Origin of the sequence: Streptomyces sp. NPDC098781, from assembly GCF_044759995.1 — a bacterium.
Classification (GTDB): Bacteria; Actinomycetota; Actinomycetes; order Streptomycetales; family Streptomycetaceae; genus Streptomyces.
Genome location: NZ_JBIWAK010000008.1, coordinates 313,944 through 332,159 on the forward strand (window position 1 = coordinate 313,944; position 18,216 = coordinate 332,159).

Sequence of the window (18,216 nt, forward strand, 5' to 3'; positions counted from 1 at the left end):
CCCCGGACGGACGCGGTTACCGTCCCTGAAGTGTTCAGGACACACGCAGAAGTGTTCACGGCACACCCACCTCCGGGGTGACGGCGCACCCCGGCGCCCGCACCGCACGTCTACGCACCCACCCCGTACGGCCCATCCCGTTCCCGGAGGGACTTCGTGCACAGAACCAGATTCCGCAGCACCCCCAGACGCCCCGGACTGCGCGCCGCCGTCGCCCTGTTCACCGGCCTGCTCCTGGCCGTGGGCACCCCCGCGACCGTCGCCGGCGCCCACCCCGGCCACCCCGAGCACGACGAACCCGCCGCCGAGGGGCAGTTCCAGCAGGTGCCGCTCGCCAAGGGCGAACCCGAGATGGGTGAGCCGATGTCGCTCGCCGTACTCCCGGACCGCAGCGTGCTGCACACCTCACGCGACGGCACACTGCGCCTCACCGACCAGGGCGGCGTCACCAAGGTCGCCGGCAAGCTCGACGTCTACAGCCACGACGAGGAAGGCCTCCAAGGCGTCGGTATCGACCCGGACTTCGCGAACAACCGGGCGATCTACCTCTACTACGCCCCGCCGCTGGACACCCCCGCGGGCGACGCCCCGGAGACCGGCACCGCCGACGACTTCAAGAAGTTCGACGGCGTCAACCGCCTCTCCCGCTTCACGCTGAACGCCAACGGCACGCTGAACACGGCCAGCGAGAAGAAGGTCATCGACGTCGCGGCCTCCCGTGGCACCTGCTGCCACGTCGGCGGCGACATCGACTTCGACGCGGCCGGCAACCTGTACCTGTCGACCGGCGACGACACCAACCCCTTCGCCTCCGACGGCTACACCCCGATCGACGACCGGCCGAACCGCAACCCGGCCTTCGACGCCCGCCGCAGCTCCGGCAACACCAACGACCTGCGCGGCAAGATCCTGCGCATCAAGGTCGCCGAGGACGGCTCGTACACCGTTCCGGAGGGCAACCTCTTCGCCCCGGGCACCGACAAGACCCGCCCCGAGATCTACGCGATGGGCTTCCGCAACCCGTTCCGGATGAGCGTCGACGACAAGACTGGCATCGTGTACGTGGGTGACTACGGCCCCGACGCGGGCGCCGCCTCGCCGACGCGCGGCCCGGCCGGACAGGTTGAGTTCGCCAAGGTCACCAAGGCCGCCAACTTCGGCTGGCCGTTCTGCACGGGCAACAACGACGCCTACGTCGACTACGACTTCGCCACCGGCGCCTCCGGCGAGAAGTTCGACTGCGCCGCCCCGAAGAACACCTCGCCGTACAACACCGGCCTCACCGACCTGCCGCCCGCGCAGGCCGCGTGGATCCCGTACGACGGCGGCTCCGTGCCCGAGTTCGGCAGCGGCTCCGAATCCCCGATGGCGGGCCCGGTCTACCGCTACGACCCCGACCTCGACTCCAAGGTGAAGTTCCCCGAGGCCTACGACGGCGACTTCTTCGCGGGTGAGTTCGGCCGCCGCTGGATCAAGCGGATCGAACAGAACGAGGACGGCTCCGTTGCGAAGATCAACGACTTCCCGTGGACCGGAACCCAGATCATGGACATGGAGTTCGGCCCCGACGGCGCGCTCTACGTCCTCGACTACGGCATCTCCTGGTTCCAGGGCGACGAGCACTCCGCGCTGTACCGGATCGAGAACGCCGAGGACGGCTTCTCGCCGATCGCCGAGGTCAGCGCCGACAAGACGTCCGGTGCGGCCGGCCTGAAGGTCAAGTTCACCGCTTCCGCCAAGGACGCCGACTCCCCGGACCTCACCTACAGCTGGGACTTCGGCGACGGCACGAAGGGCGAGGGGCTCACCCCCACCCACCAGTACAAGAAGGTCGGCACCTACACCGCCACCTTCACGGCCAAGGACCCCGAGGGCAACACCGGCAACGCCAGCGCCCGGATCGTGGTCGGCAACACCGAGCCCAAGGTGCGGATCGACGTCCCGGGCAACGGCACTCTGGCCGAATTCGGCAAGCCCGTCCCGTTCAAGGTGACGGTCATCGACCCCGAGGAGACCGTCGACTGCTCCAAGGTCAAGGTCGCCTACAGCCTCGGTCACGACTCCCACGCCCACGAACTGACCAGCGAGATGGGCTGCGAGGGCACCCTGACGCCGCCCGCCGGTGACGGCGGCCACGACCCCAACGCCAACATCTACGGCGTCGTCGGCGCCAGTTACACCGACGGCGGGGCGAACGGCCAGGAGGCCCTGACCGGCACCGCCCGTACCGTGCTCCAGCCGCTGCACCGCCAGGCCGAGCACTTCGGCACCCAGTCGGGTGTGAAGGTCTACGACAAGACCGGCGCCAACGGCGGCAAGACCGTCGGCGACATCAACGACGGCGACTGGATCTCCTTCACCCCCTACCGGTTCGACGGGCAGAAGAAGATGACCGTGCGGGCCTCCTCAGGCGGCGCGGGCGGCTTCATCGAGCTGCGCACCGGCTCCCCCGACGGCCCGCTGCACGGCTCGGCGTACATCCCGCCGACCGGCAGCTGGGAGACGTTCCAGAACGTCGACGTGCCGCTGCGGTCCCTGCCGAAGAAGACCACCGACATCTACCTGGTCTTCAAGGGCGGCGAGGGCGCGCTCTACGACGTCGACGACTTCGAGTTCTCCACCCAGCCCTTCAAGGGCGGCAAGAAGGTCCTGGTCTTCTCCAAGACCGCCGGCTTCCGGCACGACTCCATCCCGGCCGGCATCACCGCGCTGAAGGAGCTCGGCGGCCCGGCCGGCATCACGGTCGACGCGACCGAGGAGGCGAAGCAGTTCACCACGGCCAACCTCGCCAAGTACGACGCGGTGGCCTTCCTGTCCACCACCGGTGACGTGCTCAACGCCGAGCAGCAGAAGGCGTTCGAGAACTACGTGGCGGGTGGCGGCGGCTACATGGGCATCCACGCCGCCGCCGACACCGAGTACGACTGGGCGTTCTACGGCGGCCTCGTCGGCGCCTACTTCGACTCGCACCCGGCCATCCAGAAGGCCACGGTCCGCGTCGAGGACCACGACCACCCGTCCACCGCGCACCTCGGCGACGCCTGGGAGCGCACCGACGAGTGGTACAACTACCGCACCAACCCGCGCGAGCAGGCCAAGGTCCTCGCCACCCTGGACGAGACCACCTACCAGGGCGGGAACATGAAGGGCGACCACCCGATCGCCTGGTGCCAGAGCTACGGCGGCGGCCGGTCCTTCTACACCGGCGGCGGCCACACCAAGGAGTCCTACGCCGACGAGGCCTTCCGGGCCCATCTGCTCGGCGGCCTCCAGTACGCCACCGGCCAGGTCAAGGCGGACTGCAAGCCGAGCAAGGACTACCGGAAGATCTTCAACGGCCAGACCCTGGAAGGCTGGAAGCAGGCCGGCCCCGGCAAGTTCGACGTCAAGGACGGCACGCTGGAGTCCGACGGCGGCATGGGTCTGCTCTGGTACCAGGCCAAGGACCTGAAGTCGTACTCCCTCAAGCTCGACTGGAAGATGCAGGGCGACGACAACTCCGGGATCTTCGTGGGCTTCCCGGCCTCCGACGACCCCTGGTCCGCGGTGAACAAGGGCTACGAGATCCAGATCGACGCCACGGACGCGCCCGACCGCACCACGGGCTCCGTCTACTCGTTCAAGTCGGCGAACATCAAGGCCCGTGACCAGGTTCTGCGGCCGCCCGGCCAGTGGAACTCCTACGAGATCAAGGTCCAGGGCGAACGCCTCCAGGTGTTCCTCAACGGAGTCAAGATCAACGACTTCACCAACAAGGACCCCGAGCGGAGCCTGACCGACGGTCACATCGGCCTCCAGAACCACGGCGCCGACGACCAGGTCGCCTTCCGCAACATCCAGTTGAAGGAACTGCCCGCCACCACGGGCGACTGAACGGCGGCGGGCGGGGGACGCCGGACCCCCGCCCGCCGTCTCCCTCCCTCTTTTCGGGTTCGCGCACGATCAGGAGGCTGCCCATGTCCGCGTCCCTCTCCCGACCGCGAGTGGGAGTGTGGCTGATCGGAGCCCGAGGCTCCGTCGCCACCACCGTCGTCACGGGATGCGCCGCCATCACCGCGGGACTGCATCCGCCCACCGGCATGGTGACGGAGACGTCGATGTTCGCCGGGAGCGGGCTGCCCGCGCTCTGCGACCTCGTCTTCGGCGGCCACGACACCGTCGACTGCCCCCTGCCCAAACGCGCCGAGACCCTCACCGCCGGCGGTGTCCTCCCACCGGGCGTCGCCACCGCCGTCACGGCCGAACTCGCCGCCGCCGACCGGGAGATCAGGCCCGGCGGCCCCACTAGGGGTGACACCCGCGACGAGGCCGAACTCATCGCGACCTTCGCCGACGACATCCGCGACTTCCGCCATCGCCACGAGCTGGAGCGGGTCGTGGTGGTGAACGTCGCCTCCACCGAACCCGCGTCTCACGGTCCGGACGCCCCGCTGCCCGCCAGCACCCTGTACGCGCTCGCGGCCCTGCGCGCCGGCTGCCCCTACGTCAACTTCACCCCGTCCGAGGGCCTGCACCACCCCGTCGCCGCCCAGGAGGCCGAACGCAGCGGCCTGCCGTACGCCGGGCGGGACGGCAAGACCGGACAGACTCTGCTGCGGGCCGTGCTGGGCCCGATGTTCGCGCAGCGCGCGCTGAACGTTCGGGCCTGGTCCGGCACGAACCTGCTCGGCGGCGGTGACGGCGCCGCCCTCGCCGACCCGGCCGCCGCGGCGGCGAAGAACGCCGGCAAGGAACGCGTCCTCGCCGACACCCTCGGCACCGTCCCCGAGGGCGAAGTGCACATCGACGACGTCCCGGCCCTCGGCGACTGGAAGACCGCCTGGGACCACATCGCCTTCGACGGCTTCCTCGGCACCCGCATGATCCTCCAGACCATCTGGCAGGGCTGCGACTCGGCCCTCGCGGCACCCCTCGTGCTGGACCTCGCGCGCCTGGTGGCCCGGGCCCACGAGGCGGGCCTGACCGGCCCGCTCGGCGAACTCGGCTTCTACTTCAAGGACCCGGTGGGGGACGGTCCCGCGAGCCTGGGAGACCAGTACGCGGCGCTGGCGGGCCTGGGCGAGCGGCTGCGGCGGGGGCGAGCTCCGGAGGTCGGCCACGGGGAGGCCGCCGAAGGGGCTGCGGTACGGGGCGTCGAAGGGTCCGGGGCGGTCGGGGGTGCGGCGGGTCGGGGCATCGGTCCGTGGGGGTCGGCTGAGGAGGCTGCGGCGCAGGGTGCTGATCCGCGCGAGTCCGGCCCGGGGGAGCGGCTGCGGCGGGGTCGTGCTCCGGAGGTCGGCCAGGGGGAGGTCGCCGAAGGGGCTGCGGTGCCGGGCGTCGAGGGGTCCGGGGCGGTCGGGGGTGCGGCGGGTCGGGGCATCGGTCCGTGGGGGTCGGCTGCCGCGCTGGGCACTGATCCGCGCGAGCCTGGCCCGGGGGAGCGGCCGTGAGTGCTAGCCGTGCCTGGGCCGAACTGCTGCGGCTCCCCGCCCTGTTCACCGTCCCCGGCGACGCACTGAGCGGTGCCGTCGCCGCCGGGGCCCGTCCCAACTCGCGCACGCTGCTCGCCATCGGCTCCTCCCTGTGTCTCTACGAGGCCGGCATGGCCCTCAACGACTGGGCGGACCGGGCGGAGGACGCCGCCGAGCGCCCCCACCGCCCCCTGCCCTCCGGCCGCATCCGACCGTCCTCCGCCTTCGCCGCGGCCTGCGCCCTGACCGCGGCGGGGCTCGGTCTGGCAGCCGGCGCAGGCCGCCCGGCCCTGGCGGTGGCCGCTCCGCTGGCGGCAACCGTCTGGGCGTACGACCTCGCCCTGAAACGCACGCCTGCCGGCCCCGTGGCCATGGCCACGGCTCGCGGCCTCGACCACCTCCTCGGCGCGGCGGCGACCACCGGCCGTCCGCAGCGGGCGCTGCCCTCCGCCGCCCTCCTCGGCACCCACACCCTCGCCGTGACGACCGTGTCCCGACGGGAGACCCAGGGCGGGACGTCGCTGCCACCGCTGGCCGCCCTCGCCGCGACGGCCGTCCTCACCCGGCTCGTGGCACGCGGCGCGCGGGCCACGAAGGCAGCCGCGGCGACCGGACCGGGAACAGTCCCCGGCACGCACATCGGCACCGCACCCCGGAGGCTCGCGCAAGACCGACCCGTCCCCACGCTCGACGGCGCCCTGCGCACCGCCCTGGCCGCCGCCTACGCCGTCACCGCCGGCCGCCCCTACACACACGCCGCGCTGAACCCCTCACCGCCCCTGACCCAGCGAGCCGTCGGCGGCGGTATCCGCGCCACCATCCCGCTCCAGGCGGCGCTCGCGGCCCGCGCCGGATCCGGGCTCACCGCCGTGGCCATCGCCGCGCTCGCGCCCCTCGGACGGAAGTACGCGAAGAAGGTGAGCATCACATGAGCCCGCGGCACCACCCTGCGCAGGAATCCGCCGAACCGTCCGCCCGCCCGACCCCGCTGCGCTTCGGCTACGGCACCAACGGCCTCGCCGACCTCCGGCTCGACGACGCCCTCGCCCTGCTCGCCGACCTCGGCTACGACGGCGTCGGTCTGACCCTCGATCACATGCACCTCGATCCCTTCTCCCCTGACCTCCCCGCCCGCACCCGCCGAGTCGCCCACCGCCTCGGCGAACTCGGGCTCGGCGTCACGGTGGAGACGGGCGCCCGCTACGTGCTCGACGCGCGCCGCAAGCACGGCCCGTCCCTGCTGGACGCGGCGCCCGACGACCGCGCTCGCCGCGTCGACCTGCTGCTACGTGCCGTCCGGGTCGCCGCCGACCTCGGCGCCCACGCGGTGCACTGCTTCAGCGGCACCCTCCCGTCCGGCACGGAAGAGGACACGGCGTGGAAAAGACTGGCCGACAGCCTCACCCCCGTCCTGGAGGCCGCGGACGCCGCAGGTGTGCCGCTCGCCGTCGAACCGGAGCCCGGCCACCTCCTCGCCCGCCTCGAGGACTTCCACCGTCTGCGCCGCACCCTCGGCGACCCCGACCCGCTCGGCCTCACCCTCGACATCGGTCACTGCCAGTGCCTCGAACCCCTCTCTCCCGCCGACTGCGTACGCGCCGCCGCGCCCTGGCTGCGCCACGTCCAGATCGAGGACATGCGCCGCGGCGTCCACGAACACCTCCCGTTCGGCGAGGGGGAGATCGACTTCCCGCCCGTCCTGGCAGCCCTGGCCGCCACCGGCTACCAGGGCCTGACCGTCGTCGAACTGCCCCGCCACTCCCACGCCGGCCCTCACTTCGCCGAACTCTCCCTCCCCTTCCTCCGCGGCGCCGAGGCCACGGCCACCCGACCACCCGTACCTGTCCCATCCCAAGGCGATCCCTCCGCCACCCCCGAAGGGAGCACCTCATGAGCCAGCCCCGCACCAGCCCGGCGACCCCGGCAGCGGACATGGAGGACCGAATGGGCACGGAGGACCGACCAGGCCCGGAGGACCGCATACGCGCGGAGGAGCGCCCAGGCGCGGAGGAGCGAAAGGGCACGGGGGACCGCATACGCGCGGAGGACCGACTAGGCCCGGCGGACCCAATACGCGCGGAGGAGCGCATGGGCGCCGAGAGCCGGGACACCGGAGAGAGATCCGGCGGCGACAGAGCGGGCGCTGAGGCTCGAACCGACGCCGAGACCCGAACGGCGACCGAGAGCCGGATGGGCAAGGGCGTCCCGAGCCCCTGGGACACCCCTGGCGCCCCCCACCCCCTCGCGGCGACCCCTCCCGAAGCCCTCCGTGCCCACCTCGCCACCCACCTCGACCCTGCCCCCGGCGCCTGGCTGCGCCGGGCTCTCGACGAGGCCGCCGCGAATCCCGGCACCCACGGACCGATCTCCGTCTGGGAGCTGCGCGTTGCCGAGGCCGGCCGCCGCTGTGGCGCCGAGTACGCCGATGCCGCCCGCGCCCTCATCCTGCACGCGGCCCGCGCCGACATGGACGCGCTCACCCGGGTCTACTCCCAGGGCACCGCCGCCGAACGCCGCGCCGTCCTGTGCGCACTGCCCCACCTCGTCACCGGCCCGGACGCCCTCCCGCTCGTCGAGGACGCCCTGCGCACCAACGACACCCGGCTCCTCGCCGCCGCCGTCGGTCCCTACGCCGCCCGGCATCTCGACGCCCACCAGTGGCGGCACGCCGTCCTGAAATGCCTGTTCACCGGTGTCCCCGTCGACACCGTGGCCGACCTGGACCGGCGCGCCCACGGTGATGCCGAACTCGCCCGCATGCTGGGCGACTACGCCGCCGAGCGGAGTGCCGCAGGCCGTCCCGTGCCCGAGGACCTGTACCGCGTCCTGACCCTGACCGACCCCACGGCCACCCCACCCGCGTCCGCCACCGAGGGCGGCGACCGCGGCACCAGCGGCAAGGAGTCCTGATGCGCCTCTTCGACCCCCACATCCACATGACGTCGCGCACCACCGACGACTACCAGGCCATGTACGCCGCCGGCGTCCGAGCCGTCGTCGAGCCCTCCTTCTGGCTGGGCCAGCCCCGCACCTCTCCCGCCTCCTTCCTCGACTACTTCGACTCCCTCCTCGGCTGGGAGCCCTTCCGCGCCGCCCAGTACGGCATCGCCCACCACTGCACCCTCGCCCTCAACCCCAAGGAGGCGAACGACCCGCGCTGCGTCCCGGTCCTCGAGGAACTGCCCCGGTATCTCGTCAAGGACCAGGTGGTCGCCGTCGGCGAGATCGGCTACGACTCGATGACCCCGGCCGAGGACACCGCCCTGGCGGCCCAGCTCCAGCTCGCCGCCGCCCATGAACTTCCGGCCCTGGTCCACACCCCGCATCGCGACAAGCTCGCGGGGCTGCGCCGCACCCTCGACGTCGTCCGGGAATCGGCGCTGCCGCCGGAGCGCGTCCTGGTCGACCATCTCAACGAGACGACGGTCAAGGAGGCCAAGGACAGCGGCTGCTGGCTGGGCTTCTCCGTCTATCCCGACACGAAGATGGACGAGGAACGGATGGTCGCGATCCTGCGCGAGTACGGCCCCGATCAGGTGCTGGTGAACTCCGCCGCGGACTGGGGCCGGAGCGACCCGCTGAAGACCCGCAAGGTCGCCGACCTGATGCTCGCGGAAGGCTTCGGCGAGGACGACGTCGAACGGGTGCTGTGGCGCAACCCCGTCGCCTTCTACGGTCTCAGTGGTCGCCTCACCCTCGACGTGGCGACCCCGGAGGCGACCCCGGAGGCGACCCACGAGGGGAACTCCATCCTCCGCGGCGCGCCCAAGGACCCCGGCGAAGGACCGGCCGGCACCGCCGCAGACCTGGGCGGTCCGACCGCCGCCCCCGTGCCGGGAGCGTGAGCCATGCGCTTCCGCCACCCCGACGGTTCCACCGTCCACCTCGCCTACTGCACCAACGTCCACCCGGCCGAGACCCTCGACGGCGTCCTCGCCCAACTCCGCGACCACTGTGAACCGGTCCGCCGGCGGCTCGGCCGCGACCGCCTCGGCATCGGACTGTGGCTCGCCAAGGACGCCGCGCACGCTCTGGGCACCGACCCGTCCGCCCTGCGCGGTCTGCGCACCGAACTCGACCGGCGCGGCCTCGAGGTCGTCACCCTCAACGGCTTCCCCTATGAGGGTTTCGGCGCCGAGGAGGTCAAGTACCGCGTCTACAAACCGGACTGGACCGACCCCGAACGACTCGACCACACCACCGCCCTGGCCCGGGTCCTCGTCGGCCTCCTCCCCGACGACGTCACCGAGGGCAGCATCTCCACCCTGCCGCTCGCCTGGCGTACGCCGTACGACGAGCGCAGTGCCAAAACCGCCCAAGCCGCTCTGCTCACCCTCGCCGAACGCCTCGACGCCCTCGCCGAGTTGACCGGCCGCGACATCCGGGTCGGCCTCGAACCCGAACCCGGCTGCATCGTCGAGACCACTCGCGACGCCATCGCGCCGCTCACCGCGATCGGCCACGAACGCATCGGCATCTGTGTGGACACCTGTCACCTCGCCACCTCCTTCGAAGATCCGCACACCGCCCTCGACGCGCTCACCGACGCGCACGTCCCGATCGTCAAGTCCCAGCTCTCGGCCGCGCTGCACGCCGAACAGCCCCACCTCCCCGATGTCCGCGAGGCCCTGGCCGCCTTCGACGAACCCCGCTTCCTGCACCAGACCCGCGCCGCCACCGCCGCCGGCCTGCGCGGCACCGATGACCTCGGGCAGGCGCTCAAGGGTGACGTCCTGCCCGACGCCTCGCCTTGGCGCGCCCACTTCCACGTCCCGCTGCACGCGGCCCCCGCCGCGCCCCTCACCTCCACGCTCCCCGTCCTCAAGGCCGCACTGACCCGGCTCGTCGGCGGCGCGCACCCCCGCACCCTGCACCTGGAGGTCGAGACGTACACCTGGCAGGCCCTCCCGGCCGAACTGCGGCCCCGCGCCCGCAGCCAGCTCGCCGACGGCATCGCCGCCGAACTCGCCCTCGCCCGCGACCTGTTGACCGACCTCGGACTCAAGGAGCTGCCATGACCAAGCCATCGGATCCGGCGATCCCGGCCGCCCCGGCAGGCCAGGCAGCCCCGGCCGAGCGTCCAGCACCCCTACCGGACGCCACCTCCGAGACCCGTCCCACCCCACTGCTCGTCCTGGACGTCGTCGGCCTCACCCCCCGTCTGCTCGATCACATGCCCCACCTCAAGACCCTCTCCCAGTCCGGCTCACAGGCGTCGCTCGGCACCGTCCTGCCCGCCGTCACCTGCGCCGCCCAGTCCACCTTCCTCACCGGCACCCACCCGTCGGAGCACGGCATCGTCGGCAACGGCTGGTACTTCCGCGACCTCGGCGACGTACTGCTGTGGCGCCAGCACAACGGACTGGTCGCCGGCGACAAGATCTGGGACGCGGCCCGTCGTGCCCATCCCGGCTACACCGTCGCCAATATCTGCTGGTGGTACGCCATGGGCGCCGACACCGACATCACTGTCACCCCCCGTCCGGTCTACTACTCCGACGGCCGCAAGGAACCCGACTGCTACACACGCCCGCCCGCGCTGCACGACGAACTCACCGAGAAATTCGGCACCTTCCCCCTGTTCCACTTCTGGGGGCCCGGAGCCGACCTCGTCTCCAGCCGCTGGATCATCGACGCGACCCGCCACATCAACCGCACCCGGCACCCGGACCTGACGCTCTGTTACCTCCCGCATCTCGACTACGACCTACAGCGCTTCGGCCCCGACGACCCGCGCTCGCTGAAAGCGGCCGCCGATCTGGACGCGGCCCTGGCCCCGCTCCTGGACGACGCCCGGACGCAGGGCCGTACCGTGGTGGCGCTCTCCGAGTACGGCATCACCCGTGCGAACCGGCCCGTGGACATCAACCGGGCGTTGCGTCGAGCGGGTCTGTTGGAGGTGCACACCCAGGACGGCATGGAGTACCTCGATCCGATGGCGTCACGTGCCTTCGCCGTCGCCGACCACCAGATCGCGCACGTCTATGTCCGCCGACCGGAGGATCTCGACGCGACCCGCGCCGCGCTCGGCGGACTGCCCGGTATCGAGCAACTCCTCGACGACGAGGGCAAGAAGGCACACCATCTCGACCATCCGCGCTCCGGCGAACTCGTCGCCGTGGCGGAGCCGGACGCCTGGTTCACGTACTACTACTGGCTCGACGACGAACGCGCCCCCGACTTCGCGCGTCTGGTCGAGATCCATCGCAAACCCGGCTACGACCCGGTCGAACTCTTCATGGACCCCCTCGACCCCTACGTCAAGGTCAAGGCCGCGACCGCGCTCGCCCGTAAGAAACTCGGCATGCGCTACCGCATGGCGGTCGTGCCCCTGGATCCGTCACCTATTCGCGGCAGCCATGGCCGCCTTCCCGTGAGCGACGACGACGGTCCGCTCCTCATCTGCTCCACCCCCCGCGCTGTCGGCGACCGTGTCGCGGCCACCGACGTGAAGTCACTCCTGCTTCGACTCGCCGGTCTCGGCTGACGGGCCACGGCCGGCGCACAACCGCTCGCCGGTCTTCTCGACCCGTCTCTTCCGACTGGTCCCCAGTGAAGCACTCACCACTGACAACGGCCTTCGATCACAAGGAGTTCCAGGCATGAGCCGCTTTTCCCAGACAGACCCCGAACTCACGCACCGCCTCAGCAGACGAGGCATGCTCGGCGTTGCGGCGGGTGCCACGGCCGCCGCCCTGGTGGGCGCCGCCACCACCCCCGCGACCGCCGCCCCCGCCGCTGCCTCCCACGGCGGCGGCCACGGTCGCCCCGTCCTCCCGCCCGGACGCCTCGGCATCCAGCTCTACAGCCTGCGGGACAAGGTCTCCACCCTCGGCTTCGCGCCCGTCTTCGCCGAACTGGAGAAGTACGGCTATGACGAGGTGGAGTTCGCCGGGTACACCCAGGGTTCGGCCGGCCCGATCACCCTCGCCCAGCTCAAGCGGCTGGCCCGGAACCACGGCCTGAACCCGATCGGCAGCCACGTCGGCTACTACTCCGACGACCCGAACGCCTACACCTTCGCCCAGAACCTCACCAAGGTCCTGGACGACGCCCAGGCCCTGGGCCTCAAGCACATAGGCACCGCGTCCGGGCCGTTCCGCTACGGCTCCACCGTCGACGCCTGGAAGCGGGCCGCCGAGGAGTTCAACACCTACGGAGCGGCGGCCAGGGCACGCGGCATGAAGTTCTACCAGCACAACCACTCCGAGGAGTTCTCCTTCGCCACCGACAACCCCAAGGTCCGCCTCTACGACGTGCTGCTCGCCGAGACCGACCCCGACCTCGTGTACCTGGAGATGGACATCTACTGGGCCTACTCGGGCCAGTTCCGCTTCTCGAAGCGGCCCGACGGCTCACCCGCCCCCTTCGAGCCGCTGGACTACGTACTGAAGCAGCCCCACCGCTACCCGCTCTTCCACGTCAAGGACGGCGTCAGCGACCCGTCCGACACCTACGGATACCGCATGGTCGACGTCGGTGACGGCGACATCGACTACAAGCGGTTCATCTCCGCCGTGACAAAGCTGCGCGGCCACCGCCTCGCGCACCACTGGCAGGCGGAGCACGACAACCCGACCGAGTCGTTCACGTTCGCACGCCGTTCGAGCCGGCATCTGCACTCGCTGCGCGAGAAGGACTGCTGACGGCCGTACCGACGTGAGGAGGCCCTCCCCGCTGCGGGGAGGGCCTCCTCACGTTCGCGACGGATCACCGTCGACGGATCACCCCGTCGGTCGCGGCGCCGCCGTCCGTCCCGGCTGCCGCAGCAGCAGCGCGATCGCCGCGGCGGCCATCGACACTCCGCCGGCCAGCGCGTAGGCGCCGTCGTAGCCCCAGGCCGCGACGACCATGGAGCCCAGACCGCCGCCGAACAGACCGCTGATCAGCTTGCCGCTGTAGACCAGGCCGTAGTTGGTCGCGTTGTAGTTCTCCCCGAAGTAGTCCGGGGTGAGCGCCGCGAACAGCGGGTAGAAAGCGCCGCCGCCGAAGCCGGAGAGGAAGGCGAAGAACAGGAACAGCCATTCGCTGCGCAGGTCTCCGGCCCAGATCACGCCGAACTGGGCGAGTCCCAGGACGACGATCACGAACACCAGGGTCGACTTGCGGCCCCAGCGATCGGACAGCCAGCCGACGACACCGCGGCCGATGCCGTTGATGACCGCCATCACACCCATCGACGACGCCGCGACGAGGGGGCCGAAGCCGACCTCCTTGGCGTAGTCGACCTGGAAGGAGATGCCGAAGATCGACACTCCCGCCGTGAGGACGATGGACAGCCACATCAGGGGCAGCATTCCGGTCCTGATGGCCTCCCGGGGCGAGTACTGCTTGACGGCGGGAGGGTTCTTGGCCAGGCTCGCCGCGTTCTTCCCGTCGCCCGAGAACGTCAGGGGATCGACGTCGGCGGGCCACCAGTTCTTCGGCGGATCCTTGAAGAAGAAGGCGCACCCGAACACGACGATCATGATGTAGCAGCCGATCAGGTCCAGCACCCGGTGGTAGTTCGCGGTGTCGAACCCGTAGTTGAAGATGAAGATGAACGGCAGCGATCCGTACGCGAACCCGCCGTTGACGAAACCGGTCCTGGCCCCGCGGCGTTCCGGGAACCACTTGCCCACCATGTTGATGCAGGTCGCGTAGACCAGTCCGGCCCCGATGCCGCCGATGACACCGAAGCCGAGGATCGCCAGCAGCACGTTGTCCATGTGGGAGAGAGCGAGGAACCCCAGCAGGCACATGCCCGAGCCCAGGTACATGGCCGTGCGAGCCGTCAGGATGCCCTTCTCGCGCAGCCAGCCCGCCGGGAAGGCGACACCGGCCTGGAAGAACACCCAGACGCTGAGGATCCAGAAGGTGTTGCTCTGCGTCCAGCCGTGCGCGTGGGACAAGGTGTCCTCCGCGGAGCCGTACGCGTATTCGAAGACGCTGATGGCCATCATGGCGATCCACGGGAGATACACCATGATCTTGCGCGAGTGGCCGAGGATGTCCCGGTCGGTCTCGCCGACCCGGTAGACGCGCCCGCGCGCGTCGGTCACCTCACGGTAGGGACGGTGTGCGGCGTCGGAGTGTGCGGACGAACTGCTTGCTGCGTACGGATCTGCCGTCATGTCAGGCCATGTCCTCGCCGAGCGGTTGCGGGTTGGGGGCGATACGCGCGTCCTTGTCACGGCCCGGTGGGGTCAGGAACAGTGCCACGCAGCCGGCGAAGAGCGAGATCGAGCCGGCCAGGATGAAGGCACCGGAGTGTCCCCAGGCACCGACGACCACGGCGCCCATGCCCGCGCCGAGACCGGAGACGAGCTTGGCGCTGTAGACCATGCCGTAGTTGGACGCGTTGTTGTTCTCACCGAAGTAGTCGGCGGTGAGTGCAGCGAACATCGGGAAGATGGCGCCGCCGCCGAAGCCGGAGATCGCCGAGAAGATCAGGAAGAACGTCAGGTGCTTGCTCTCGGCCGACCACAGGATGCCGAACTGGGCGAGGCCCAGGATGACGCAGACGGCGAGCAGACACCGCTTGCGGCCGTAGCGGTCGGACAGCCAGCCGATCACGCCGCGGCCGGTGCCGTTGACGACCGCCTTCAGCGACATGGCCGTGGCGACGATGCCGCCCGCGAAGCCGGCCTCCTCACCGATGTCCACCTGGAAGGCGATACCGAAGATGTTCACGCCGGACGTGCAGGCCAGGCAGAACCACATCAGGGCGACCCGGCCGGTCCTCCATGCCTCAATAGGCGTGTACTGGCGCACCGCGGGCGGGTTCATCCGCAGCGAGCGGGCGGCGCGCGGGTCCTTCGGGGGGTTGAGCGGGTCGATGTCAGCGGGCCACCAGTTCTTCGGCGGGTCCTTGAAGAAGAAGCCGGCCACGCCCACCATCAGCGCGAGGAGGAGACCGACCGAGACCAGCACCCAGCGGAAGTTGGTCAGGTCCATGTAGCCGGTGAACAGGAAGACGAAGGGCACCGAGCCGTAGGCGAAGCCGCCGTTGACGAAGCCGGTCTTGCCGCCCTTGCGCTCCGGATACCACTTGCCGACCATGTTGACGCAGGTGGCGTAGACCATGCCGGCGCCCATGCCGCTGAACATACTGAAGCCGATGTAGGCGACCACGACATGTGGTGCATAGGCCAGCGAGAGGTAGCCCAGCAGTGTGCCCACCGCGCCCAGCATCATCGCGAAACGGGCCGGCAGCTTGCCGGACTCACGCAGCTTGCCGGCGGGGAAGGCCACCGCGGCCTGGAAGAACACCCAGACCGTCATCATCCAGAAGATGTGCGCACTGGCCCAGTGGTGCGCGGTGTGAAGCGTGTCCTCGGCGGACGCGAACGCGTATTCGGCGGAGGAGATGCCCATCATGCCGATCCAGGGCAGGATCACCATCCACTTGCGCTTGCGCCCCATGATGTCGATGTCGGACTCGCCCAAGCGGTAGACGCGTCCGTTCTTGTCGGTCACCTCGCGATAGGCGGCGACCCGTGGAACGTCGGTGGTTGTCACGTTGGTTGCACCCCTTGCGTCGAAAGTTCTGGCCAGCGCCCCCTGTCCAATGCCTTTCGTGTGCGCACGGGTCCCGGGTCGGCCGACCGCACTGTCGGCCGACCCCGTCTCCCTTCACCTCATGAAGCGCCCCCCAACAGTCCCGCCGCCCGCGCCCACCGGTACTTGGCGCCCAGCACGGCCACCGGCTTCTCGGTCGTGTACGGGTATGCCACGACCCCCCGCTCGTACAGGTACTGGCAGGCCTCCTCGACCTCCACGTCACCCGCCAGCGACGCGACGACGGGCTTCTCGATGCCGCGCGCACGGAACTCGGCCACCACGCGCGCGGTCAGCTCCGCGAAGACCATCGGGGGAGTGACGATCGTGTGCCAGTAGCCCAGGACCAGTGAGTGGATGCGCGGGTCCTCCAGGCCGAGCCGGATCGTCGCCTCGTACGTCGACGGCGGTTCGCCGCCCGTGATGTCCACCGGGTTGCCCGCCGCCCCGAAGGGCGGGATGAACTTCCGGAAGGCCTCGTCCAGGTCCGGCGGGATCTCCATCAGGGACAGGCCGTTGTCGGTCACCGCGTCCGACAGCAGCACACCGCTGCCACCGGCCCCCGTGATGATCACGACGTTGTCGCCCTTGGGGGTGGGAAGCACCGGCAACGCGCGCGCGTACTCCAGCATTTCGTTGAGGCCCGGCGCGCGGATGACACCGGCCTGCCTCAGGATGTCCTCGTACACGGCGTCGTCGCCGGCGAGGGCCCCGGTGTGCGAACCGGCCGCCTTGGCGCCCGCCGCCGTCCGGCCCGCCTTGAGGACCACGACCGGCTTCTTCGGTACGGTCGCGCGCGCGGCCTCGACGAAGGCGCGGCCGTCCTTGAGGTCCTCCAGGTGCATCGCGATGCACTCGGTGTGCGGGTCCTCACCGAACCAGGTCAGCAGGTCGTCCTCGTCCAGGTCCGACTTGTTGCCGAGGCCGACGATCGCCGAGACACCCGTCTTCGTGGTCCGCGCGAAGCCCAGGATGGCCATGCCGATGCCGCCGGACTGCGAGGTCAGCGCCACCCCGCCCTTGACGTCGTACGGCGTGCAGAACGTGGCGCACAGGTCCTGCCAGGTCGAGTAGTAGCCGTAGATGTTCGGTCCCAGCAGCCGGACGCCGTGCCGCTCGGCGATGGCCACGATCTCCTCCTGGAGTTCGTGCTCGCCGGTCTCCGCGAAACCCGAGGGGATGAGTACGGCGTTCGGGATCCCCTTGCGTCCCACCTCCTCCAGAGCCGAGGCCACGAACTTGGCGGGAATAGCGAAGACCGCCACATCCACCTCACCGGGAACGTCCGTGACACTCTTGTACGCCTTGCGGCCCAGAATGTCATCGGCCTTGGGGTTCACCGGATGGATGTCTCCGGCGAAACCACCGTCGATGAGGTTGCGCATGACCGAATTGCCGATCTTGCCCTGCTCGTTGGAGGCGCCGATGACGGCGACCGACGCCGGCTGCATCAGCCGGCGCATGGAGGTCAGGATCTCGTCGCGCGAGTAGCGGCGACGCGGCTTGGCGGGTGCCTCGGAGAGGATCACGCGGATGTCGGCCGCGACCGCCCCCTGTGCGGTCGCGATCACAGGGTTGAGATCCACCTCGGCGATTTCGGGGAAGTCCGCCACGAGCTGCGAGACCCGGCGGATCTGCTCGGCGACCGCCCACCGGTCCACGGCCTCCTGGCCGCGCACCCCGCGCAGGATCTCCGCCGCCCGGATCGAGTCCAGCATCGACAGCGCCTCGTCCGCGGTCACGGGCGCGAGCCGGAACGTGACGTCCTTGAGGACCTCCACGAGGACCCCGCCGAGCCCGAAGGCGACGACCTTGCCGAACGTCGGGTCGGTGACGGCACCGACGATGACCTCCTGCCCCTGCGGGAGCAGCTCCTGCACCTGCACGCCCTCGATACGGGCATCCGCGTTGTACGCGCGCGCGTTGTCGACGATCTTGTGGAACGCCGCCCGTACGTCCGCCGCGCCCTCGACGCCGACGATCACGCCGCCCGCGTCGGTCTTGTGGAGGATGTCCGGTGAGACGATCTTCATCACGACGGGCCCGCCGAAGCGCGCCGCGTACGCCACCGCCTCGTCGACGTCGGTCGCGAGCTCCTCGCCCGGTACGGCGATGCCGTACGCGTCGGCGATCACCTTGCCCTCGGGCGCGGTGAGCGCCGTACGCCCCTCGCCCCGCACCGAGTCGAGGAGCGTGCGCACCCTCAGGACGCGGTCTTCGGCCATCA

At 70.5% G+C, this 18,216-nt stretch carries 11 protein-coding genes and 1 pseudogene; 9 read left to right on the forward strand and 3 right to left on the reverse strand.

Translation table 11 applies throughout. From position 1 onward, the window contains the following. The first annotated feature begins 156 nt into the window (after nucleotides 1-156). The 9 genes and pseudogenes from ACIQWG_RS30725 to ACIQWG_RS30765 all read left to right on the forward strand — a co-directional run bounded on the left by ACIQWG_RS30725 (nucleotide 157) and on the right by ACIQWG_RS30765 (nucleotide 13,096). Entirely contained in the window at nucleotides 157-3,873 is a 3,717-nt protein-coding gene (locus ACIQWG_RS30725) for a ThuA domain-containing protein (RefSeq protein ID WP_404101583.1), read from the forward strand. An 83-nt stretch (nucleotides 3,874-3,956) separates the two neighbouring features. Next, nucleotides 3,957-5,078 (forward strand): annotated as a pseudogene (locus ACIQWG_RS30730) (inositol-3-phosphate synthase); the annotation flags it as partial. 347 nt (nucleotides 5,079-5,425) lie between these two features. Next, on the forward strand, nucleotides 5,426-6,382 hold the full coding sequence (locus ACIQWG_RS30735) for an SCO3242 family prenyltransferase (RefSeq protein WP_404101585.1): 957 nt from the start codon (nucleotides 5,426-5,428) through the stop codon (nucleotides 6,380-6,382). Next, nucleotides 6,379-7,344, forward strand: coding sequence for a sugar phosphate isomerase/epimerase family protein (locus ACIQWG_RS30740; RefSeq protein WP_404101587.1), 966 nt, complete (start codon nucleotides 6,379-6,381; stop codon nucleotides 7,342-7,344). Before ACIQWG_RS30735 ends, ACIQWG_RS30740 begins: the two co-directional genes overlap by 4 nt. 296 nt (nucleotides 7,345-7,640) lie before the next feature. Further along, nucleotides 7,641-8,360 (forward strand): EboA domain-containing protein, encoded by a 720-nt coding sequence (locus tag ACIQWG_RS30745; RefSeq protein ID WP_404101837.1) that lies wholly within the window; start codon nucleotides 7,641-7,643, stop codon nucleotides 8,358-8,360. Beyond that, nucleotides 8,360-9,295, forward strand: coding sequence for a TatD family hydrolase (locus tag ACIQWG_RS30750; RefSeq protein WP_404101589.1), 936 nt, complete (start codon nucleotides 8,360-8,362; stop codon nucleotides 9,293-9,295). Before ACIQWG_RS30745 ends, ACIQWG_RS30750 begins: the two co-directional genes overlap by 1 nt. 3 nt (nucleotides 9,296-9,298) lie before the next feature. After that, entirely contained in the window at nucleotides 9,299-10,468 is a 1,170-nt protein-coding gene (eboE, locus tag ACIQWG_RS30755; protein WP_404101591.1) for a metabolite traffic protein EboE, read from the forward strand. Then, on the forward strand, nucleotides 10,465-11,937 hold the full coding sequence (locus ACIQWG_RS30760) for a nucleotide pyrophosphatase/phosphodiesterase family protein (protein WP_404101593.1): 1,473 nt from the start codon (nucleotides 10,465-10,467) through the stop codon (nucleotides 11,935-11,937). The genes eboE and ACIQWG_RS30760 overlap by 4 nt, the downstream gene beginning before the upstream one ends. A gap of 115 nt (nucleotides 11,938-12,052) precedes the next feature. Continuing rightward, complete coding sequence (locus ACIQWG_RS30765) at nucleotides 12,053-13,096, forward strand: sugar phosphate isomerase/epimerase family protein (RefSeq protein WP_404101595.1); 1,044 nt, start codon at nucleotides 12,053-12,055, stop codon at nucleotides 13,094-13,096. A 78-nt stretch (nucleotides 13,097-13,174) separates the two neighbouring features. Here ACIQWG_RS30765 and ACIQWG_RS30770 read toward each other — a convergent pair whose 3' ends face one another. From ACIQWG_RS30770 to ACIQWG_RS30780, 3 genes are all read right to left on the reverse strand, one after another. Further along, nucleotides 13,175-14,563, reverse strand: coding sequence for an OFA family MFS transporter (locus ACIQWG_RS30770; RefSeq protein WP_404101597.1), 1,389 nt, complete (start codon nucleotides 14,561-14,563; stop codon nucleotides 13,175-13,177). 1 nt (nucleotide 14,564) lies between these two features. Continuing rightward, on the reverse strand, nucleotides 14,565-15,950 hold the full coding sequence (locus ACIQWG_RS30775) for an OFA family MFS transporter (protein ID WP_404101599.1): 1,386 nt from the start codon (nucleotides 15,948-15,950) through the stop codon (nucleotides 14,565-14,567). 119 nt (nucleotides 15,951-16,069) lie between these two features. Further along, nucleotides 16,070-18,214, reverse strand: a complete 2,145-nt coding sequence (locus ACIQWG_RS30780; RefSeq protein WP_404101601.1) for an acetate--CoA ligase family protein — start codon at nucleotides 18,212-18,214, stop codon at nucleotides 16,070-16,072. Between the last annotated feature and the right edge of the window lie 2 nt (nucleotides 18,215-18,216).